Genomic DNA, 1,015 nt, shown 5'->3' with positions numbered 1-1,015 from the left:
TGACCCCGTCTGCGAGGCTGCATAGCCTCATCAACCAGCGACGTCCGCCGAGCCCTTTTCAACATCGGGCGGGACATCCCCTTCGGCAGCCGCATCGTACTCTGCGATCCTGGCCTCCAATTTGGACTTGAGCGGCTCCTCCCCTTGCGCGTCGCAGACCGGACACCGCTTTGGATCGTGCCAATCGGATCCGCCAACGATTGCGAGCGCGCCTTTCAGGAGCGCGTGCAGCGCATGGGCACCGACCCGATTGATCGCCTCGTCGCGCGTCTTGGCCAGACCGATAAGGCGGTCGAGATCGGCGAGGTCGCCATCGGCGAGCGCGGCGGCCGAAAGCGATGTCACCGCCGTCGTCAGCCCGTCGAGCTTCTTACGCGCTTCGCCACCTTCCTCCTTCTCGATGGCCTTTTCGGCCGCCTCGAAATCCAGGTCCATCACCGACCCATCGCCCACAAGCGGCTTGAGCAGTGCAATGGCGGACAAGGCGGAGGTCACAGCCGTCTTGAGATCGACAAGCTTGTCGATGGCTGCGCCGCCGGCGCCGGCAACGGCATCATGCGCGACGATGATGCGACGCTCGATCGCGGTCAAGGCGCGCTCGCTCGTCTTCACCTCCGTGTCGAGGGCTGACAAACCCAGATCACTATTGATGTTCTGGGTCCGTTTGGTGCCCTCGAACGCCTGACGAAGCCGTGAGTAGCGGCTGAGGCCCACCAGTGACGCGAACGACCGACCGCGCTCCAACGCAGAGATGTCGATCAGCTTGGCGAAGCGACCATAGTCAACGAGAACGAAGTCCTCCTGCAGACTGGCAAGGAAGTCCTCCGGGTGCGGATGGTCGCTCGGCGAACTCACAGCTCGGGCGCCATTCGCGCTCCGTGTCACCTTAATCGCGACGTCGGCGCTGCCATCATCGCTTCTGAAGAGCAGGTTGAACCGCTCCGGGTTTGCCGGAGGCTGTTTCATTTGAGTCAGGCGGCGATGGTCGCCTGCTCGTGGCCGGCCCACCAGCGCG

Annotated in this window: 1 pseudogene; it reads right to left on the bottom strand. The window is 63.8% G+C overall.

The features are described from left to right. Positions 1-30: 30 nt before the first annotated feature. Positions 31-1,015, bottom strand: a pseudogene (locus IEW15_RS25505) (hypothetical protein); the annotation flags it as partial.

Source organism: Tistrella bauzanensis, assembly GCF_014636235.1.
Classification (GTDB): domain Bacteria; phylum Pseudomonadota; class Alphaproteobacteria; order Tistrellales; family Tistrellaceae; genus Tistrella; species Tistrella bauzanensis.
Note: the sequence above shows the minus strand (reverse complement) of the source record. Positions and strands in the feature narration are given on the sequence as shown.